The organism is Pseudomonas sp. GB2N2, from assembly GCF_054897705.1.
Window position 1 is genome coordinate 1,591,418 of record NZ_CM142701.1, and the last position, 18,298, is coordinate 1,609,715.

The 18,298-nt window shown below is 58.8% G+C and carries 17 protein-coding genes; 14 read left to right on the forward strand and 3 right to left on the reverse strand.

Annotated elements, in window-relative coordinates; translation table 11 throughout:
- Nucleotides 1–586 precede the first annotated feature (586 nt).
- Nucleotides 587–1,072, reverse strand: coding sequence for a hypothetical protein (locus ACYZT4_RS07325; RefSeq protein ID WP_461986505.1), 486 nt, complete (start codon nucleotides 1,070–1,072; stop codon nucleotides 587–589).
- 40 nt (nucleotides 1,073–1,112) lie between these two features.
- Nucleotides 1,113–1,619 (reverse strand): transporter suffix domain-containing protein, encoded by a 507-nt coding sequence (locus ACYZT4_RS07330; RefSeq protein WP_461986506.1) that lies wholly within the window; start codon nucleotides 1,617–1,619, stop codon nucleotides 1,113–1,115.
- Nucleotides 1,620–1,738: 119 nt separating this feature from the next.
- Between ACYZT4_RS07330 and ACYZT4_RS07335 the strand changes: the two genes are divergently transcribed.
- The 3 genes from ACYZT4_RS07335 to ACYZT4_RS07345 are packed head-to-tail and all read left to right on the forward strand — an operon-like array spanning nucleotide 1,739 to nucleotide 5,413.
- On the forward strand, nucleotides 1,739–3,262 hold the full coding sequence (locus ACYZT4_RS07335; protein WP_461986508.1) for an efflux transporter outer membrane subunit: 1,524 nt from the start codon (nucleotides 1,739–1,741) through the stop codon (nucleotides 3,260–3,262).
- Nucleotides 3,259–4,398 (forward strand): HlyD family secretion protein, encoded by a 1,140-nt coding sequence (locus ACYZT4_RS07340; protein ID WP_461986510.1) that lies wholly within the window; start codon nucleotides 3,259–3,261, stop codon nucleotides 4,396–4,398. The genes ACYZT4_RS07335 and ACYZT4_RS07340 overlap by 4 nt, the downstream gene beginning before the upstream one ends.
- The gene (locus ACYZT4_RS07345) at nucleotides 4,388–5,413 is read left to right on the forward strand and encodes a DUF2955 domain-containing protein (protein WP_461986512.1); all 1,026 of its coding nucleotides are present in this window, start codon (nucleotides 4,388–4,390) and stop codon (nucleotides 5,411–5,413) included. The genes ACYZT4_RS07340 and ACYZT4_RS07345 overlap by 11 nt, the downstream gene beginning before the upstream one ends.
- A gap of 56 nt (nucleotides 5,414–5,469) precedes the next feature.
- Here the strand turns inward: ACYZT4_RS07345 and ACYZT4_RS07350 are convergent, their stop codons facing one another.
- On the reverse strand, nucleotides 5,470–6,390 hold the full coding sequence (locus ACYZT4_RS07350; RefSeq protein ID WP_461986514.1) for a helix-turn-helix domain-containing protein: 921 nt from the start codon (nucleotides 6,388–6,390) through the stop codon (nucleotides 5,470–5,472).
- A 161-nt stretch (nucleotides 6,391–6,551) separates the two neighbouring features.
- On the opposite strand from ACYZT4_RS07350, the gene ACYZT4_RS07355 reads away from it, so the two are divergent.
- The 11 genes from ACYZT4_RS07355 to ACYZT4_RS07405 all read left to right on the forward strand — a co-directional run bounded on the left by ACYZT4_RS07355 (nucleotide 6,552) and on the right by ACYZT4_RS07405 (nucleotide 18,294).
- On the forward strand, nucleotides 6,552–7,910 hold the full coding sequence (locus ACYZT4_RS07355) for a glutamine synthetase family protein (RefSeq protein ID WP_461986516.1): 1,359 nt from the start codon (nucleotides 6,552–6,554) through the stop codon (nucleotides 7,908–7,910).
- Nucleotides 7,911–8,074: 164 nt separating this feature from the next.
- The gene (locus ACYZT4_RS07360; protein WP_461986518.1) at nucleotides 8,075–9,163 is read left to right on the forward strand and encodes a polyamine ABC transporter substrate-binding protein; all 1,089 of its coding nucleotides are present in this window, start codon (nucleotides 8,075–8,077) and stop codon (nucleotides 9,161–9,163) included.
- On the forward strand, nucleotides 9,160–10,461 hold the full coding sequence (locus ACYZT4_RS07365) for an NAD(P)/FAD-dependent oxidoreductase (protein WP_461986520.1): 1,302 nt from the start codon (nucleotides 9,160–9,162) through the stop codon (nucleotides 10,459–10,461). The genes ACYZT4_RS07360 and ACYZT4_RS07365 overlap by 4 nt, the downstream gene beginning before the upstream one ends.
- A 205-nt stretch (nucleotides 10,462–10,666) precedes the next feature.
- Entirely contained in the window at nucleotides 10,667–11,263 is a 597-nt protein-coding gene (locus tag ACYZT4_RS07370; RefSeq protein ID WP_461986522.1) for a paraquat-inducible protein A, read from the forward strand.
- Nucleotides 11,260–11,916 carry a paraquat-inducible protein A gene (locus tag ACYZT4_RS07375; protein WP_461986524.1) on the forward strand — a complete coding sequence of 219 codons (657 nt, stop codon included), beginning with the start codon at nucleotides 11,260–11,262 and terminating at the stop codon, nucleotides 11,914–11,916. The genes ACYZT4_RS07370 and ACYZT4_RS07375 overlap by 4 nt, the downstream gene beginning before the upstream one ends.
- The gene (locus ACYZT4_RS07380; protein WP_461986526.1) at nucleotides 11,897–13,552 is read left to right on the forward strand and encodes a PqiB family protein; all 1,656 of its coding nucleotides are present in this window, start codon (nucleotides 11,897–11,899) and stop codon (nucleotides 13,550–13,552) included. The genes ACYZT4_RS07375 and ACYZT4_RS07380 overlap by 20 nt, the downstream gene beginning before the upstream one ends.
- 17 nt (nucleotides 13,553–13,569) lie before the next feature.
- Complete coding sequence (locus ACYZT4_RS07385; RefSeq protein ID WP_461986527.1) at nucleotides 13,570–14,127, forward strand: PqiC family protein; 558 nt, start codon at nucleotides 13,570–13,572, stop codon at nucleotides 14,125–14,127.
- Between the two features lie 206 nt (nucleotides 14,128–14,333).
- A complete protein-coding gene (gene pmrG / locus ACYZT4_RS07390; protein WP_461986528.1) occupies nucleotides 14,334–14,957 on the forward strand; it encodes a lipopolysaccharide core heptose(II)-phosphate phosphatase PmrG in 624 nt (207 codons plus the stop codon).
- 49 nt (nucleotides 14,958–15,006) lie between these two features.
- Nucleotides 15,007–16,725, forward strand: coding sequence for a lipid IV(A) 4-amino-4-deoxy-L-arabinosyltransferase (gene arnT / locus ACYZT4_RS07395; RefSeq protein WP_461986529.1), 1,719 nt, complete (start codon nucleotides 15,007–15,009; stop codon nucleotides 16,723–16,725).
- Between the two features lie 63 nt (nucleotides 16,726–16,788).
- Nucleotides 16,789–17,016, forward strand: a complete 228-nt coding sequence (locus ACYZT4_RS07400; RefSeq protein ID WP_461988585.1) for an ATP-binding protein — start codon at nucleotides 16,789–16,791, stop codon at nucleotides 17,014–17,016.
- A gap of 264 nt (nucleotides 17,017–17,280) precedes the next feature.
- Nucleotides 17,281–18,294 carry an iron ABC transporter substrate-binding protein gene (locus tag ACYZT4_RS07405; protein WP_461986531.1) on the forward strand — a complete coding sequence of 338 codons (1,014 nt, stop codon included), beginning with the start codon at nucleotides 17,281–17,283 and terminating at the stop codon, nucleotides 18,292–18,294.
- Nucleotides 18,295–18,298: the final 4 nt, after the last annotated feature.

An 18,298-nucleotide genomic window follows, 5' to 3' on the forward strand; every position in this document is an offset into this window, starting at 1 on the left:
TGTATCTCCCAATACCGTAACAAACACCAGGCCTGCGAGGCCATAAAACGTTATTACCCCACGGTTATCTCAATCACTTCTTCTAATTGTTCACTGGCGAGCACCTTTCTTCTTCCACGATTATGAATTAATACAGAATACACACCTACATCTTCGTCATACTGCTTCATCACTTTCAATAGGCAAACCGTTGGAACCAGCGCTTTTTGTAAACTCTATATTTTCCAAAAATACTGTTTCAACTGCATCAGAACACCTATATCGAATCTATAAATGTATAGAATCGACAGCCTCACAGACAATTGCCCATTGGCGATTACCTGCAGGCCTTTTTTAATCGTCACTGCTGAATTGGCTGCACTAATTCAGCGCGATATCGGTATATCTTAGCCTGGTTTAAAATGATAAATTTTCCTTTTATTCGCGTTTTATTATCATTTTCTGCTCTAACACCACGCGCAAACTGCCCATGAGTGCGTGTGTAATGACGCACCACTGTTCATGATCCGACCACGGGCAAAGCGGACCTCAACGAGTTCAGGTGGCTGCGAATAAAGCCAGCGCTGCGCCGCGTTGACAACGGGAGTCATTGCATAACCACCGTCACTTGATAACTGCCCTTGGACGGCGTAGTGCGAGCAACCGTGATCGCGCCAGCGCCGACCTGAAACTTCGCGGATTGTCCCTTCATGATGGTTTCTTCGATCGAATGCGGGATCGACAGGCCTAACGCTCTCACGGACAACCGCTTGGTGGCCTTGACCAGTTCGCGCTTGGCGCTGTCGTCATCGGCGGGTGAAGACACCTTCAACACCAGGCTCAGCCGCTCAGGCGTACTGCTTGCCCCTTCAGCAGAAAAAGCCAGGGTGTTACCGTCCTTGGCGGTCGGCGCTATCAATCTTGCCGGACTCCAACAGCCCTCCTTGCCATCCGGATTCCGTGTCCACTCGCTGGCGCGCAGTCGCGTATCAGAAAGAATTGAGCAGACTTCGCCAGCTGATTTAACCCGCAGCTCGGCAGCGCCGTTCAACGAAAAGGCCAGCGCGGAAGCGGCTAGAACAAAACGCATCATAAAAATAGCCTGTGGGATTGGGTCAATGTGGGGGTAATAATCACACCGCGCTGGTGTTCACCACCCGCGCCGTACGAATGAATAAGGCCCGCACTTTCTCCCAAAAATTCCCGCCCAACACAAAAAAACTGCCGATCAGCATCAAGTCGCCCAACGCCTGCACCTGCCAGAGATTCGGCCGAAGTCCCGGCCAGAGGCTGTCGACATAAGGCTCCAGAAACGCGGAAACCAGTGGCACTAGAAACATCGCCACGCCGATTCGATGACGTATCGGCCCGACTTCCGCATCCATGGTCGGCGCCATTGACGAAACGTAACCAAACACACTGCGTTTCAACTGTTGAAAGCCAGCCTTGCCCATAACCGCGATGACCAGGATCAACAAGACCTTGTTGCTGATAAACAGCACCCCGGTCAGGGCCGCAATCCTCGAACCCGGTACGCCCGCCACGGCCAGGATCGGCACTAGCAGCCAGGAGCCGAGCATCAGGCAAATGATCGCAATGCCCAGTTTGAAGCGCCATCCAGCGGTATGGGGTGCATTCATGATGTTTTACCTTTTTGGACCGGTCGGGGGCGAATTTGAAGTCGCCTGAAAAGCGTAGCAGTCCGTTGTTCATCAGGGCGTCTATGCTCCTGTGATCTTGCTGAGTGGGAACACAACCCATGCATTTGACGCGATCGGGCCGACTGCTTCTGCTGAGTGTGCTGAGCCTGAGTGGCTGCGTACGCCTGGGGCCGGATTTCCAGTCGCCGAAGCCGGCGTGGATCGATCACTGGGACTCCCCTGCCCTTGAGCAAGCCAGCCAACGCAGTCTCAGTCCGGATATTCGTCAGTGGTGGCGAGTCTTCGGCGATCCGGTGCTCGACCACCTGATGGCCGAGGCAGATGCGCACAACTCGGACCTGAAGATCGCCGGTTTGCGGGTGATGGAAGCCAGGGCCCAACTGGGTATCGCCGAAAGCGGCCGTTACCCGCAATTGCAGCAGGCCAGCGCCGACAGCCTGTACTTCAAGCGGCGGCAATCCGGCGGGATCAATCCGCAGGACAGCCACTTCTGGCAATACAGTGCCGGGTTTGACGTGGGCTGGGAACTGGACTTCTGGGGCCGTTTCAGTCGCGCCATCGAGTCCGCCGACGCCGGCTACTTTGCCGCGCAGGCCAACTATGAAGACGTGCTCGTCCTGCTGCGCGCGCAAGTGGCGGACACCTATTTTTCGTTGCGCACCACCGAAGCCCGGTTGCGGGTGGCGAAGGAAAACGCCAAACAACAAAAGCGCAACTTCGAGATCACCGAAAAGCTGTTCAACAGTGGCCAGCAAGCTGAACTCGACCTACAGCAAGCCAAAACCCAATATCTGGGTACCCTGAGCACCATTCCCACCTTCGAAGACCAGGTGTTGCGTACGCGTAATGCCCTGGCTGTCCTGATTGGCCAGCCGCCCGGTGCGCAGCCTTCAATGATTGAAAATGAAGGATTGATCCCGCTGGTGGACCGCGCCGTGTTGCAGGATGTACCGGCCAACCTGCTGTTGCGCCGCCCCGACGTGCGCGCCGCTGAACTGAATATCGCCGCCCAGTCGGCGCTGGTCGGCGTCGCCGTCACTGATTTCTACCCGTCGCTGACCTTGCTCGGCAGCATCGTCTGGTCGGCCGACACGCTCAACGGCACCTCAAGAAGTCTCGACCTGATCGGCGGGCCGAGCCTGCGCTGGAACCTGTTCGACCATGGCCAGATCAGCAACAACGTGCGGATCCAGGATGCACGGTTGCAGCAGTTGATCGAGGCCTACCGCGACAAGGTGCGCCAGGCGGCACGCGAGGCCGATGACGCGGCCAGCGGATTGATCAAATCCCTTGAGCGCGAACGGATTCTACGCGAGGCCGAAGTCGCCGCGAAACGCTCGCTGGTGCTGGCCAGCGCGCAGTACCGCGAAGGCTATTCCGATTTCCAGCGTGTGCTGGACGCCCAACGCGCACTGCTGGAGCAACAGGACAATTACCTGGTCAGCCGCAGTAACGCCGTGAGCAATGTGATCGCCCTGTATAAAGCCTTGGGCGGTGGCTGGTACAGCGCCGGGCCTAAAGTTGACGCCGCCACCCGCGAGCACATGGAGCAACGCACGGACTGGGGAAATCTGCTGGAAGAACCCTCGGCTGCGCCAACCCGACAAGGTAAAAAACCATGAATGAAACCGCGCAGCCCTCCCCCGAAGCACCGGCCTCCCCGCCTGCGAAAGTGCCTGCCGATCCGGCAAGAAAAGGCATCAAATGGGTGTTGCTGGTGATCGTCCTGAGCCTGGCCTGGTACCTGTCGGCTGACCGCTTCACGCCGTATACGCAACAGGCGCGGGTGGGTGCTTTTGTCATTCCGGTGGCAGCGGAAGTTGCCGGTCGGGTGATCCGCGTCAATGTGCGCAACAACCAAGACGTCAAGGCCGGCGATGTGCTGTTCGAAGTGGACCCGCAGCCTTATCAGATTGCCGTCGACCGCGCGCGCGCCGACCTGGAATCGACCCGCCGGCAGATCGGCGCCAGCACCGCCGGCATTGCTTCGGCACAAGCCAACGTGCGCGCGGCCCAGGCCAATGAGCTCAAGGCCCGCCAGGACAATCAGCGCTTAGAGAGCTTGTACCGCGAAGATCGCGGCACGATCTCCGTACGTTTGCTTGAAGTGTCTCGGGCCAACCGCGAACAAGCCGTCAGCCAGGTCGCGGCGGCTCAGGCTGAAGTCCAGCGCGCGCGTGAAACGGAAGGCGGCAGCGCCGAAGACAATGCCCAGTTGCGCAGCGCCGCCACGGCCTTGTCGAAAGCTCAACTGGACCAGGCCAATACGCAGGTGCGCGCTCGCTCCGCGGGCTTGATCACCGACTTGCGCACCGATGCCGGGCAGTTCGCCGCCGTTGGCAGCCCGGTGATGACCCTGATCGCCATCCACGATGTCTGGATCAGCGCCGACATGACCGAAAACAACCTGGGTCTGGTGCGGGTCGATACGCCAGTGGCGATCGTGCTGGATGCGCTGCCGGGCGAAGTGTTCGAGGGGCGCGTGCGCAGTGTCGGTTATGGCGTCAGTGTTGGTCAGACATCGACGCCCGGGACTTTGCCCAGCGTGCAAAACAGCCGTGACTGGCTGCGCCCGGCGCAGCGTTTTCCGGTGATCATCGAGTTTTCCGAGGACGCCAGGGCGCGGTTGCGCGACAGCCAATCGATCCGCGCCGGCGGCCAGGCAGAAGTCATGGCGTTTCCAAGTCAAGGCAACCCGCTAAACCTGCTCGGGCGCTTTTTTGTGGGCCTGATGAGTTGGCTGTCGTATGCCTACTGAGCGATCGCCCCGGGCACAGCGCGCCCTGCGTCTGGCCACCGGCACCGCGTTGTGTCTCGCGGTCAGCTTTGGTCTGGCGATGCCGATTCCGTTTATCGCACCGGTGCTGGCGTTGTTGCTGCTCGCCAGCGTCAATCGGCCGCTGCCCTTGAAGGCCTGTGTGGTGCTGACGCTGGCGGCGATGTTGACCACCGGCGTCGGCTTGTTGTTGATCCCGGTCCTGCGTTATTACCCGGTCGGCGGTGTGCTGCTGATCGGTTTAGCGCTGTTTTTGGTGTTCCGTTTTGGCTTGCGCGGCGGCAACAACCTGATCGTCACGTTGCTGGTGATCGGCCTGACCATGATTTCCTCGGCGGGTGTTGCCGAGTTTGATCTCGCGGCGATGGTCATCGGGGCATTGGTCAAAGGGTTGCTGCTCGCGATGCTGATAGTGGCGGTGAGTCACTGGCTGTTTCCCGAACCGGCCGATGCGCCAGCGCCGCCCCCGGCTGCGCTATTGCCGGCGGAGGACGTCGGCCGGGTTGCGCTGCGTGCAACCTTGATTGTGCTGCCGGCGTTTTTACTGGCATTGATCGATCCGGCGACTTTTCTGCCGATTATTCTGAAGGCTGTGACGCTGGGTCAGCAGAGTTCCAGCACCACCCGCCACGCCGGCCGCGAGTTGGTCGGCTCGACCCTGCTAGCCGGCGCGCTGGCGGTGCTGTTCTGGTGTGCCCTCAGCCTGTTTGTACACCTGTGGATGTTCTTTCTGTGGATGCTGCTGTTCGGCCTGATCCTGGGCCGCAAGTTGTACGCACTGAGCCCGACCCGGTTAAGCCCGGGTTTCTGGCTCAATAGCCTGATCACGATGATTATCCTGCTGGGCCAGTCGGTGCAGGACAGCCTCGCGGGCAAGGACGTCTACACCGCGTTTGCCGTGCGCATGGCGCTGTTTACCCTAGTGACCCTGTATGCGTTTCTGATGGTGGTTCTGCTGGATCGGCGACCGCAAAAACATGCTCAGGGATTGACCTGATAACCCTTGCAATACCCCTGGCGCATTGACGCCTCGGCTTGGGCAAGTCCATCCAATTACAAGGGCCGATGGAGGTTCGCCGCACGCTTGAGCGTTTCACTCGGCAGCTCTTTGAACAACGCGTGATAGCTGCTGGAAAACCGCCCCAAATGCCAGAACGACCACTGCATCGCGACTTCCGCCACGGTGGTTTCCATGGGCGAACGGCTGAGCAATTCGCGGTGGGTGCTGTTGAGGCGGCGCAGGCGTAGCCAATGGGTGGGCGTCATACCGGTATAGGCCTTGAACGCATGTTGCAACTGGCGCAGTGAAACCCCGGCAACCTGAGAAAGCTCCAGCAGATTGAGGGTTTCTTCCGGCGAATCCGCAGCCCATTCGCCGATGCGCTTCATCACCCCACGCTCTTCCGTGCGCCGCTGCAAACCGCCGCGATCAAGGCAGACACAGGCGTTGTCGAGGATGTAAAGGCAGTCTTCGAGCAACTGTTGGGTCAGCGCTTCCTTGCTCGGCGGATCGAGGGTTTGCGCCAACCGAGTCAAGGTGCTGCTGAGCCAACGGCAGAACAGCGCGTTCTGCCCCGAATTCAGTGGCGCCATGAACAGCCCTTCCAGCCTGGCGACATTCAAACCGTGACGCTGGACGAACTCCGGTCCGAACACCACGGCGATTTCCTGGTAGTTCTCCGGCGTGATCCAGATGTTGCGGCTGTCTTCGTTCAACACGTACAGGGCGTTGTCGCTGCGATCGAAACAGAACGCCAGCGAGCCTTCGGGCGCACTGAAATTCTGCTCGACCCGAGTGTTCATGTGTTCTTCGTAAATCTCGACGCCTTGCAGGTCGAGGTAGCGAACCCGCCCGGCGAAATGCCCCGGCGACATCTGCTGGTAATGCTGGACCCACCCGGGTGTGGCGCGGATTTGTTCGGCCACATCGGCGGTGTTGAAGGCTTGGACTTGTAACGGATTGCACGCTGTCATGGGTGACCTTACGCACTCGTTTGGTGCGTTTTGGTGCTGCTGAAAGTGGATAGATGGAACGTCAAGGCTCGACCAAGATAGTCGTCAACGCGTTCCAGGGGAAGTGTGTGGCGGATGAAACCACCCTCCCCGGCGTTAATAAAACCAATAACGAGGTCTTTATGAATGTCCCTTTCGATCAGTTACTCACGTGGCTGAAAGATCACAAGATTACCGAAGTCGAGTGTGTTGTCAGCGACCTGACCGGCATTGCACGCGGCAAAATTGCACCCACCAACAAGTTCCTGCATGAGCGAGGCATGCGCCTGCCGGAAAGTGTGCTGTTGCAAACGGTAACCGGGGACTTTGTCGACGACGACATCTACTACGACCTGCTCGACCCGGCTGACATCGACATGGTGTGCAAACCGGTTTCCGACGCGGTCTACGTGATCCCGTGGGCCATCGAACCCACCGCCATCGTGATCCACGACACCTTCGACAAGTTCGGCAACCCGATCGAACTGTCGCCGCGCAACGTGTTGAAGAAAGTCTTGCAGTTGTACACGGACAAGGGCTGGCGGCCGATTGTCGCGCCGGAAATGGAGTTTTACCTGACCCAGCGCTGCGAAGACCCGGATTTGCCGCTCAAGGCGCCGATGGGCCGTTCAGGCCGCGCGGAAAGTGGTCGTCAGTCGTTCTCCATCGACGCCGCCAACGAATTCGATCCGCTGTTTGAAGACGTCTACGATTGGTGTGAATTGCAGGGTCTGGACCTCGACACGCTGATCCACGAAGACGGGCCAGCGCAGATGGAGATCAACTTCCGTCACGGCGACGCACTGGACCTCGCTGACCAGATCACCGTGTTCAAACGCACCCTGCGTGAGGCGGCACTCAAGCACAATGTGGCGGCGACGTTCATGGCCAAGCCGATTGGCGACGAGCCGGGCAGCGCCATGCACATCCACCAGAGCGTGGTCGACATCGCCACCGGTCAGCCCATCTTCGCCACGGCCGAGGGGCAGATGAGTGAGCTGTTCCTGCATTACATCGGCGGTTTGCAGAAATACATTCCGAAAGTGCTGCCGATGTTCGCCCCCAACGTGAACTCGTTCCGCCGCTTCCTGCCGGACACCTCGGCACCGGTTAACGTCGAATGGGGCGAAGAGAACCGCACCGTCGGCCTGCGAGTGCCGACCTCCAGCCCTGAGGCGATGCGCGTGGAAAACCGCTTGCCGGGCGCGGATGCCAACCCGTACCTGGCGATTGCCGCCAGCCTGTTGTGCGGTTACCTCGGCATGATCGAACGCATCGAGCCGAGCGCTGCGGTACAGGGTCGTGCCTACGAACGCCGCAACCTGCGTTTGCCGATTACCATCGAAGACGCGCTGACGCAGATGGAAGAGTGCGAAACCATCGGGCGCTACCTGGGCAGCAAATTCGTTCGCGGTTATGTCGCAGTCAAGCGCGCCGAGCATGAAAACTTCAAGCGGGTGATCAGTTCGTGGGAGCGCGAGTTTTTGCTGCTTAGCGTCTAACTCCCTGCATTAAGTACACATCCCCTGTGGGAGCGGGCTTGCTCGCAAAAAAGCCGGTGCATCCAACATCACTGTTGACTGATCAACCGCATTCGCGAGCAAGCCCGCTCCCACAGGGAAAATGTCTACGGCTGCCCATTCAAACAACTCCAAGAGGTGTCGATATGCGTCTATTGAAATCCATGGTTCCCGTCGCGCTGGCCGTGCTGTTCAGCGCCGTTGCCCAGGCTCAAGCACAGGTCAGTGTCTATAACTGGACCGATTACATCGGCGAAACCACCCTCGCCGACTTTCAGGCGAAAACCGGGGTCAAGGTGATCTACGACGTCTTTGATTCCAATGAAACCCTGGAGGGCAAACTGCTGGCCGGTCGCACCGGGTATGACGTTGTTGTGCCGTCCAACCACTTCCTCGCCCGCCAGGTTAAGGCCGGCGCGTTCCTCAAGCTGGATCGCGCGCAGCTGCCGAATTTCAAGAACCTCGACCCCAAACTGCTGGCGCTGCTGGAAAAGAACGATCCGAATAACGAACACTCCGTGCCGTACCTGTGGGGCACTAACGGCATCGGTTACAACGTCGACAAGGTCAAGCAAGTGCTGGGCATCGATCACATCGATTCCTGGGCCGTGTTGTTCGAACCGGAAAACATCAAGAAGCTGAGCCAGTGCGGCGTGTCGATGATGGACTCGGCAGACGAAGTGTTTCCCGCCATCCTCAATTACATGGGCATGGACCCCCGCAGCGAAAACCCTGAGGATTTCAAAAAAGCCGAAGCCAAGCTGTTGAGCATCCGGCCTTACATCACCTACTTCCACTCGTCCAAGTACGTGTCGGACCTGGCCAACGGCGATATCTGCGTGGCCTTCGGTTATTCGGGTGATGTGTTCCAGGCCGCCAACCGCGCCAAGGAAGCCAAGAACGGTGTGAACATCGCTTACGCCATTCCGAAGGAAGGCAGTAACCTGTGGTTCGACTTGCTGGCAATCCCGGCTGACGCGAGCAACCCGAAAGAGGCCCACGCTTTCATTAACTACCTGCTCGATCCGCCAGTGATCGCCAAGGTCAGCGCCTCGGTCGGCTACGCCAACCCGAACCCGGCCGCCAAGCAATATATGGACGCTGCACTGGTGAACAATCCAGAGGTTTACCCGCCTCAGGAAGTGCTCGACAAACTCTATATCTCGACCACCCCGCCCCAGGCGATCATGCGTCTGATGACCCGTTCCTGGAGCAAAGTGAAGTCCAACAAATGAATCAGTACAGCAACGAACATGCGCGGTCCTATTACGCCGCGTCAGCCCATAAGGTGCCGCCTTTTCCGACGCTGGCCGAGGACTTGGTGGCCGATGTCTGCGTGCTCGGCGGCGGGTTCACCGGGGTCAACACCGCCGTCGAACTGGCGCAGCGTGGGCTTTCGGTGGTCTTGCTGGAGGCCCGGCGCATTGGCTGGGGCGCCAGCGGGCGCAACGGCGGTCAGTTGATCCGTGGCATCGCGCATGACGTCAGCGGTTTCGCCAAGCACGTCGGCAACGAAGGCGTGCGCTACCTCGAACGTGCCGGAATCGAATCGGTGGAACTGGTGGCCAAGCGCATCCGTGAGCACGGCATCGATTGCGACCTGCGCTGGGGTTTCTGCGAACTGGCCAATACCAAAGCGCAGTTTGCGGGGTTCAAAGCTGAGCAGGACGACCTGGCTGAAGCTGGCTATGCGCATGAAACCCGACTGGTCGGGCCAGAGCAGATCCGTGAACAAGTCGTCAACTCCGGTGTTTACGCTGGAGGCCTGGTCGACATGGGTTCAGGGCATTTGCACCCTTTGAATCTGGTGTTGGGTGAAGCGCAACTGGCGCGATCCCTCGGGGTGCAAATTTACGAGCAGAGCCCGGTGCTGGAAATGATCCATGGCAGTACCGCGCTGGTTCGTTGCGCCGGCGGTACGGTGCGTGCCGGCAGTCTTGTGTTGGCGTGCAATGCGCATCTGGACGAGCTCGAACCCAAGCTCAGCGGCAAGGTGCTGCCGGCGGGCAGCTACATCATCGCCACCGAGCCTTTGGCACCAGAGGTCGCCGCACAATTGATCCCGCAGAACCTGGCGCTGTGCGACCAGAAAGTCGGACTGGATTATTACCGGTTGTCAGCGGACCGGCGTTTGCTGTTTGGCGGTGCCTGTCACTATTCCGGGCGTGACCCGGCAGACATCAGCGCCTACATGCGTCCGCAGATGCTCAAGGTATTCCCGCAACTGGCTGACGTGCGCATTGACTATCAATGGGGCGGCAAGATCGGCATCACCGCCAACCGCTTCCCCCAGGTCGGCCGCTTGCGCCAGCACCCGAACGTGTTTTATGCCCAGGGTTATTCCGGCCATGGGCTGAACGTGACGCATTGGTGCGCAAAGCTCCTGGGCGAAGCGATTCACGCCGGGCACAGCCAAGGGTTCGACGTCTTCAGCGCCGTGCCGCACATGACTTTCCCCGGCGGGCCGATGCTGCGCTCGCCGCTGCTGGCGCTCGGGATGTTCTGGTATCGGCTGCGTGAAGTCCTGGGCTGATACACCGCCATCGGTCGGCGAACACAAAACCTTGCAGGAGCTGGCTTGCCGGCGATGGCGACGCATCTGAAACACCGCGCCGTCTCGATCGCCGGCCAGCCGGCTCCTACAATTGAGGGTCGCGCGCCTTTTAATTTGCTCAATCGCAAGGCACTTCTATATTGAGGGGGTGCTCTGACTTTCCTGTCTCCTGGCGATGCGGCCTATGGCTACGACTGACCAACTGATCATCTGCGAGCACTGCGACTGCGTGTTTCAAAAAGTCGCGCTCGCCAAACATCAGAAAACCCTGTGTACGCGCTGCGGCGGTGTGCTTCAGCGCTATAACGGCCTGACGGTAGAACAGCGGTTGGCGCTGACGTTTACGGCGCTGGTGGTGTGGATCTTTGCCAATTTCTATCCGGTGATGAGCATCAGCCTGCAGGGCTTGAAAAACAGTGCGACGTTGTGGGATTCGGTGCTGGCCTTGAGTCTGGGCCCGATTACGTTTATCGCCATGGTCGCGGCGATTGCCATGATCATCGCGCCGATCTTCCAGTTGTTGCTGCTCATCTGGGTCCTGAGCTTCGCCCTCGCCTCCCGGCGCTCACCGGGCTTCAGGTTCTGCATGCGCTGGCTGGAAACCCTCAGGCCCTGGAGCATGCTGGAAGTCTGTCTGTTGGGGGCAATGGTCGCGGTGATCAAACTCGCCGGGCTTCTCGACGTGTTGCCCGGCATCGGACTGTTCGCCCTGGCAATTCTCAGCCTGATGATGATCCGCATTGCCGGCCGCGATATCCGCGAACTGTGGGACATCTTATGACCACGCCTCCCGTTGCCAGCGAACTCAACCTGTGCCTCTGCCACAGTTGCGGCCTGGCCTGTGACATGACTGGCGCCCCCCACGAATGCGAGCGCTGCGGTGCGCCGCTGCATCGGCGCAAAACCAATTCACTGACGCGAACCTGGGCCTTCCTCATCACCTCGCTGGTGTTTTATATCCCGGCCAACCTGTTGCCGGTGATGAACACCAAAATGGTCGGCAACGGCGCCGACAGCACGATCATGAGCGGTGTGCTGGAATTCTGGGAGGCTGGCGCCTGGGACATCGCCCTGATCATTTTTATAGCCAGCATAGCGGTGCCGGGGATCAAGTTCGTCGCCATTACCTTGCTCCTGGTCACCGTGCACCGTGACAGCCTGTGGGCGCGCAAGGAGCGCTCGAAGCTGTTCCGTTTCGTCGAGGTCATCGGCTACTGGTCAATGCTCGACGTGATCGTGGTCGCGTTGGTCGCCTCGCTGGTGAAGTTTCAAGCCCTGGCCGATATCGAACCGCGCCCGGGCATTCTGTTTTTTGGTCTGGTGGTGGTGTTCACCATGTTGGCGGCCATGAGTTTCGACCCGCGCCAGATCTGGGACTCGGAGCCGAAAAATCAAAATCACGAGGAGGTCACGGATGAAGTCGCAAGCCACTGACGGGCCGCAAGTCCCTGGACAGGCGCCGATCAAGACCCGTCGTTTCGGGGTTTCGCTGGTGTGGATCGTGCCGATTGTCGCGGTGCTGGTGGGGATCTCGCTGGTGGTGCACAGCATTTTGCAGGAAGGCCCGACCATCACCGTGACCTTCAAGACTGGCAGCGGCCTGACGGCCAACAAGACCGAAGTGAAATACCGCAACGTGGTGATCGGACATGTCTCCGACGTTGAATTGAGCGACGACCAGAAAAGCGTCAACGCCACGATTAAACTGGCCAAGCAGGCGGAGACCTTCACCCGAGAAGACTCTCAATTCTGGGTAGTACGGCCACGCATCGGCGCTGGCGGCGTCTCGGGTATCGATACCCTGCTGTCCGGAGACTATATCGGCGCCGACATTGGCCAAGCCAATGGCCGTGCGAAGAACTTCACCGGCCTGGAAAACCCGCCGCCCATCACCTATGGCGAGCCGGGCAAGCGCTTCACGCTGCACACCCAGGACCTCGGTTCGCTGGACATCGGCTCTCCGGTGTATTTCCGCAAGATTCCTGTCGGGCAGGTGGTCGCCTATGCCTTGGACAGCGATGGCAAGGGCGTGAACATTGAAGTGTTCATTCATTCGCCGAACGATGCCTTCGTGACTGAAAACACCCGGTTCTGGAACGCCAGCGGTGTCGACGTGAGTGTAGGCGCCAACGGTTTTTCGGTGAAGACCGAGTCGCTGTCCTCCATCCTGGTCGGCGGTATTGCCTTCCGCGCCCCGGAGTACAGTCCCAACGACGCGTTGGCCGCTGAGGAAAAAGCTTTCGATCTGTTCGAAGACCAGCAAACCGCCCTCGCCCCGCCCAACGGCAAGGCGCAATACCTGAGTTTGCGTTTCGACCAGGCGTTGCGCGGGCTCAAGGTCGACGCGCCAGTGGAATTCCTCGGCGTGGAAATCGGCAGAGTGGTCTCGGTCAACCTCGACTTCGATGCGGTAAAACGCAGCTTTCCCGTCAACGTCGGCATCGTGATCTACCCGCAACGATTGGGGCAGGCCCACACCAAAATGCTCAAGGCGTTGAATCATGACCCCAGCGATGAAGCCGCGGGCGTGCGGCTGTTCGGCACCTTCATCGAAAACGGACTACGTGCCCAGGCCCGCAGCGGCAATCTGTTGACCGGCCAGCTCTACATCTCGCTGGACTTCTACCCCAAAGCCGAGAAAGTCGCGTTCGACCCGACCGCCCGTCCTATCAACGTTCCGACCATTCCCGGCAGCCTCGAACAGTTACAGGAAAAACTCGAAGGCATGGTCGACAAGATCAACAAACTGCCGATCGAACGGATTGCCGGCAACCTCGACAGCAACCTCGTCGAGCTGCGCAAAGGCCTCAGCCAATTCAACGCCAAGACCCTGCCCGGCGTGCAAACCACCCTGGCAGACGTCAGCAAGACCCTGCAATCGGCCAGCTCGACCCTTGCCGAAGACTCGCCGCAACGCGAGCAGTTGACCCAGACCCTGGACGAACTCGGGCGCATGTCGCGTTCCTTGCGTGAACTCTCGGATTACCTGGGCCGGCATCCGGAATCGCTGATTCGCGGTCGCCCCAATAATGCTGCACCGTCGGATCTACAGGGCCCGCCGCGCAACTGACCACAGGAGCAACACCCATGGCTTTTCCGCTGAAGATGACTTTGGTCACCGCGTGTCTACTGCTCGTCGCATGCCGCAGCGACCCGATTCAGTTCCACACCCTGACACCGACGCAGTTGAGCGGGAACGCACGGGGCAACGGTGGGGAAATCCTCATTGAAGGCCTCAGCGTGCCGCCCCAGGTTGACCGCCCACAGATCGTGATTCGTCAGGGAAACAGCGGGCTGGCGATCCTTGAAACCCAATGGTGGGCCGCGAGCCTGGTGGACGAACTGCGCAGCGCGTTGGTGGACCAACTGGCCAACAGCAATCCTCAAGGCAAGGTGTCGGTGCGACTCGATGTGCAACGCTTCGACTCAATCCCCGGCCAGTACGCTTTGATCGACGTCAAATGGCGCCTGCGCCGTGCCGGTGAACGCGACAGTGCGCTGGTCACCTGCCGCAGTACCTTGCAAACGCCGTCAGGGCCATCGGTCGATGACTTGGTGATTGCTCAACAGAACAACGTTAAACGCCTGGCCGCGTTAATCAGCAACACGGCGGCCAAGACCCAACCAGGTTGCCCCTCGGCCTGATCAACCATGGCTCAGTCCGACGGTGGCCTGGCCACCGTTGAAACCAGCCCGCTCCAGGAGGCGCGTTAAAGAGCAGAATTATCATTAACTCACTAAATAACGCCGATCAACTTCACTTGCACTTTTTTCACATTCGTTTCACCCCGCCGCAACCCGGTTGGACTTAGTTTTCCTGGACGACTAATCCTTTCAGAAATCAATCAATCATGAACTCCCGCTTAACAAAACTCGCTTTTGTCGGCGCACTCCTGACGACTGTAGTGTTGGTGACCGGCGTTGTCCGGTGGCCGAGATCGCCGGCCAATCTGGGTAATTCCGCACACACGGCAAACGCCGAATTTTTGCAACGCTGGCACGCCGGTGAAATCGTTGCTCTCGTCCGTCATACCGAACGCTGCGACCGCTCGGGCAATCCGTGCTCAGGTCCTGCCGATGGCATCACTGACGTCGGCACCCAGGCAGCCACGGTGCTGGGGAAGCATTTTGAGCAGCTCGGGATGGAACAGGTTGATGTGTTAAGCAGCCCGATCACCCGCACTGCACAAACTTCGCACTTCATGTTCGGTCGAGACGCCGTTGCTCAGGATTGGCTCGCCACATGTGGCGCCAGCTTGCGCAACGATGTGGTTGCACACAAACGAGCCCGCCACAATCTGGTACTGGTTACTCACAGCGGCTGCATCAGCGATTTTGAAGCCCAGACCGGTTTCCGACATGCGCCGACGAGTGAATACGGAAGTTCCTTGTTCGTTGCCATCGATGCCAATGGCGCCCTCCAGGTACTGGGTATTTTGAACGCCGAAGACTGGCCGTCTTTTCTGAATAAATAACGCAACGACAAGTAATCAATCGCAACTTTCCCTGCGCCTAGGCCTAACCATGACGTCGCATAAACCTTTGCCTTCTGTGGATGATGTATTCCGTCCTGCTGCTTTAACGCAGCGAGCTGCAGACCGTCTTCTGGTGCCACTACTGCTGCTGGCTTTTATCGTGTTTTACTTGCTGCCGCTCATGACCCATGGGTTGTGGATCCCTGACGAAACCCGATACGGTCAGATCAGTCAGGAAATGCTGCTGAGTGGCAACTGGATCTCTCCGCACTTCATGGGTGTCCGTTATTTCGAGAAGCCGATCGCGGGTTACTGGTTGATCGCCATCGGTCAGGCCGTATTCGGCGATAACCTGTTCGGCGTGCGGATCGCCTCGGCACTGAGCACAGGGTTGAGTGTCTGGCTGGCCTACCTGATTGCCCGCCGTCTCTGGAATAACCCGCGCCAAAGCTTCGCCTGCGCGCTGCTGTACATGAGTTTCGGGCTGATCGCCGGACAGGCCGGTTACGCCAACCTTGATCCGCAATTCACGTTCTGGGTGAATTTGAGTCTGGTGGCGCTGTGGTTTGCCGTCGACAGACCGGCGGGCAATGCCCGGCTCGGCGCCTGGGCTCTAGTGGGTGGTGCCTGTGCCATGGGGTTCATGACCAAGGGTTTTTTGGCCGGATTGCTGCCGGTATTGATCGCCCTGCCCTATATGCTCTGGCAACGACGCGTGGGGGAGTTGTTACGATACGGGTCGCTGGCGATCATGGTCGCCATGGTTGTCAGCCTGCCATGGGTACTCGCCATCCATCACCAGGAACCGGATTTCTGGCGATTTTTCTTCTGGCACGAACACATTCACCGTTTTGCTGCCGATGATGCGCAACATGCTCGCCCCTGGTGGTTCTACCTGCCGCTGCTGATCGCTTCGAGTCTGCCGTGGGCAGCCTTGTTGCCAATGACATTTTTCCGAGCCTGGCAGCAAAAACGTCAACCGAAAACAGGCTTTCTGTCGCTCTGGTTCATGTTGCCGCTGGTTTTTTTCAGTCTGAGCAGCGGCAAACTTCCGACCTACATCATGCCGTGTCTGTTGCCACTGGCATTGCTGATGGGGCATGCGCTGACAGCGCAGGTAAACGAAGCTCGAGGCCAGGCGATTCGTATCAACGGATTGATCAACGTCGTCATGGCCGTCACGGCGCTGATCGCTTTGCTTTACCTGCAAGCCACCAAGGAAGTGTACGAAAACACTGAGATGTTCAGTCTTTCGCTGGTCTTCATCGTGCTGATCGGCTGGATCATCGCCAACGCATTGTCCATCCTGCGTCCGTTGACGTACTGGGCCATGCCGGCCCTGGGCATCTGGTTGCTGGTCGCATTAGTGCCCGCGGCGCTGCCCGCCCGGATCGTCGATAGCAAAATGCCTGACCTGTTCATTGCCGAACACCTGGACTCGCTGAGTCAGACCCGCTCATTGCTCAGTAACGACTTGGGGGCAGCCTCTGCCTTGGCTTGGCGCCTGAAGCGGCCGCAGATCGAACTCTACAACACTGTCGGAGAGTTGAAATACGGCCTCGACGATCCCGCCATGGAATCAAGAAAGGTCACCCTGGACAATGTCGGGCAATGGATGACCGAGGCCCGTAAAAAGGGCGCGGTCGGTGTGGTGATGCGAGTTAACAGTGTCCAGGAAATTCAGGAGGTCGAATTGTTGCCTGTCGATGGCAAGCGCTTTCAGCGTGGCGAACTGGAAATCCTGATTTTTCCGCAACGCCAACCCTGACAATGTTTGCGCAACAACAGAGGTTCAATGACGGGAGTCCAGATTGAAGACAACGGCATCGGGATGTCCAAGGAGGAAGTTCGACAGCTGGGGCAAGTCTTCTTTCGCGCCGATGCCGCGCGGTCGCAACCGGCATCGTTCGGTCTCGGTTTTGCACAGTGCAAACGGCTTGTCGAAAGGCTGGGTGGGCAACTGACGGTTCGAAGCGCGTTGCAGATCGGTAGATGCGTGACACTCACCCTGTTGCGCCGAGAACCGGCAAAGCGGGCTGCGCCAGACGCTGGCGTTTAACCCCAATGTGTCGATTGCCCTACAAGACTTGATTCAGGCGCTACGCTTTGCCCATCAACCTGCGAATGTGGCCCGAATTCACCGGGCAAGCGTTCGAGTGGCTGCTAATCTGAATGGAAATGACATGTATTAACGGTTTTTTTAACGTTTTTTTCTCATTGTGCTGCCTACATTGCCTGCCACTTGAAATATGCAAATGATTCGCATTGATTGACTCGCGAATGACCATTTGGCATGACTAAAAAACCAGGAGTTTCCCACAACATGAATCGCCCTCTCGCCGCTGTCCTGAAACAGGCACTGCTGGTCACCGCCCTGCTGAGCGCCGGACACGTATACGCCGCCGATACCGTCGGCATCGTGGTCTACAACGCCCAGCATGAGAGCCTGACCAAGGCCTGGGCCGAGGGCTTTACCCAGGAAACCGGTATTCCGGTCACGTTACGCAACGGCGACGACACGGAGATGGGTAACCAGATCGTGCAGGAAGGCTCTGCTTCACCCGCTGATGTGTTCCTGACCGAAAATTCCCCGGCCATGGTGCTGGTGGACAACGCCGGGCTGTTTGCACCGGTCGCGCCGGCCACCCTTGAACACGTCGAGTCAGCCTACCGTCCGGCCCACGGCAAATGGGTGGGCATTGCAGCGCGCTCTACGGTGTTCGTCTACAACCCGGCCAAGCTGGCGGAAGCCGACTTGCCGAAATCACTGACGGACCTCGCCGAGCCGAAATGGAAAGGTCGCTGGGCGGCCTCACCCGCCGGCGCCGACTTCCAGGCGATCGTTGCTGCCGTGCTGGAGCTCAAAGGCGAAGCCGCTACCCTTGAGTGGCTGAAAGGAATGAAATCCAACTTCACCGCGTACCGGGGCAACAGCGCCGTGCTCAAGGCGGTCAATGCCGGGCAGGTGGACAGCGGTGTGATTTATCATTATTACCGGTTTGGCGATCAGGCCAAGACCGGCGAAAACAGCAAGAACACTGCCCTGTACTACTTCAAACACAAGGACCCGGGCGCGTTTGTCAGTATTTCCGGTGGCGGTGTCCTGGCGTCCAGTCAGCACAAGGAACAGGCTCAGGCTTTCCTGAAATGGATCACCGGCAAAGACGGCCAGGCCGTCCTCAAGACCGGCAGCTCCTACGAATACGCGGTCGGCAAAAATGCAGAATCCAATCCTAAACTGGTGCCTCTGCAGCAGCTCGACGCGCCGAAAGTCGATGCGTCAAAACTCGACAGTAAGAAAGCCGTGGAGCTAATGACCCAGGCCGGACTGCTCTGAATTG